Here is a 1,987-nt window from a genome sequence, read left to right on the forward strand (position 1 = left end):
GTCGTGCGGTACTTCTGTGGAGCTGGTTTCATCCTGCTCAGGCTAACAGACCTACGCCTTATACCCTGGCCGAGCCTGATTTACGCAACAAAGCCCATCCAATGGTTAATCAAGGTCGTGCATACGCCTGAGGCAGACGGACGGATGATTACGCTGATTCGGGGAGTTTCCGTGGCGGCGTCTGTCGATTTGACACCCCGCCTCAGGCTTGTCCCACTGAGCGATTTGCCAGACAGCCCTCAATGAAGCTTGGGTAATCCAGCCGCCGGGACGGCCGGATCGAACGCGCTCAGGCGAGCGCTTGCCTGACGCTGTCGGCCAGCGATGTGGTCGGACGGCCGATCAACTTGGACAGCTGGCGGCCATCGTCGAACAATGCGCCTTGCGAGGCGCCTACGTCCCACGATGCGATGGCCGCGGCGAAGCCCTCCGGCAGACCCGCGCCCTTGAGCGCGGCCGCGTAGTCGGCTTCCGGAATGTTCACATAGGGGATGTCCTTGCCGGTCTGGCTGGAGATCTCGGCGGCGAGTTCCGCCAGCGTGTAGGCATTGTCGCCGGCCAGCTCGTAGGTGATGCCGCTGTGCGCTTCGTTCGTCAAGGCCACGACAGCCGCTTCGGCATAGTCGGCACGTGCGGCGGAAGCGATCTTTCCGTCGCCGGCGCTGCCGTAGAACGCGCCATTGGCCAGGGCCGGGGTAATAGAACCCGTGTAGTTTTCCGTGTACCAGCCATTGCGCAGGATGGTGTACTGCAGGCCTGATGCCTTCAGGTCGGCTTCGGTCTGGACGTGCTCCGGTGCCAGGTTCAGCGGCGAGCGGTCGGCGCGCAGCAGGCTCGTGTACACGATGCGCTTGACGCCGGCTTTCTTTGCGGCATTGATCACGTTGGCGTGCTGGGTCGCACGCTGGCCGATTTCGTTGCCCGAGATGAGCAGCAGCGTATCGATACCGGCGAGGGCGGCCTCGAGCGTGGCCGGCTGGGTGTAGTCGGCCACGCGGACGGCGACGTCCAGATCCCTGGCTTTTTCGGTGTTACGGACGAGACCGACGATGTTGTCAGTCGCGACCTTCTGTTTGAGTTTGCCGATCACGAGGCGGCCCAGTTGGCCGGTTGCGCCACTTACTGCAATAGTCATGGTTTACTCCTTCAAGGGTTCGATGTGGACGAGGCCCGATTATATGAACTATACTTCTCTTTAGGAAGTACGCACACAAATGTTAGTTAGAGATAACCATGTCTGATTTTTCCCCCGAACCTGAACACGGCACGTTCTCCGAGCGCCTCATGCGCGGCAACGTGATGGCCGCCGCCTGCCCGTCGCGCGAAATCCTGAAGCATCTGACCAGCCGCTGGGGCGTGCTCGTGCTGATCGCCCTGATGCCTGGTAAGCAGCGCTTCAGCGACCTGCGGCGTTGCATCGGCGGCGTCAGCGAACGCATGCTAGCGCAAACCCTGCAATGGCTGGAGGCAGACGGCATGGTCGACCGCAAGGACTTCAAGACCGTGCCGCCCCATGTCGAGTACACGCTAACGCCGATCGGACTGGAAGCTGCGGAAAAGGTGCAGGGTCTGGTTGAGTGGCTCGAAATCATGCTACCCGACATTCTCGAATCTCGTCCCGCCGCGCACTGAGATCCTCGCGCCAGCCCGTGATCCGTCCCGTGTCGCTCTCGAACACGTCGAGCGCGAGGCTGACCGAATGGTCGACGAGGCGCGTCAGCTCATCCGCTTGACCGCAGAGTACCGCAGCTAATCCCAGTTTTTAGGCTAGTTCAGACGCAGCTACATTCAACGTTGTGTCCGCTCTTGGCCGAACTCGGCCGTCCAATGCTTCAATGTATGCCATACGTTGTCTGCGGAGCAACTGCCTAGAGAAACGGGCTCTGGTGCAGACCTGCAGCTCAGCTAGAATGACGGCCTTTGCCTAACATGCGTAGTCACGCGAGCACGAGCGACCTGTTCAAGGGCCGACACTTCGAACAAGAGA

2 protein-coding genes are annotated in these 1,987 nt (G+C 60.8%); one reads left to right on the forward strand and one right to left on the reverse strand.

Going from position 1 to position 1,987, the window contains the following annotated elements; genetic code table 11:
- Nucleotides 1-289: 289 nt before the first annotated feature.
- Entirely contained in the window at nucleotides 290-1,135 is an 846-nt protein-coding gene (locus tag ABIB38_RS24105; protein WP_285383208.1) for an SDR family oxidoreductase, read from the reverse strand.
- A gap of 98 nt (nucleotides 1,136-1,233) precedes the next feature.
- On the opposite strand from ABIB38_RS24105, the gene ABIB38_RS24110 reads away from it, so the two are divergent.
- Nucleotides 1,234-1,632, forward strand: coding sequence for a winged helix-turn-helix transcriptional regulator (locus ABIB38_RS24110; RefSeq protein ID WP_285383209.1), 399 nt, complete (start codon nucleotides 1,234-1,236; stop codon nucleotides 1,630-1,632).
- Nucleotides 1,633-1,987 lie beyond the last annotated feature (355 nt).

It is taken from the genome of Massilia sp. UYP11, from assembly GCF_050434805.1.
GTDB lineage: Bacteria > Pseudomonadota > Gammaproteobacteria > Burkholderiales > Burkholderiaceae_D > Telluria.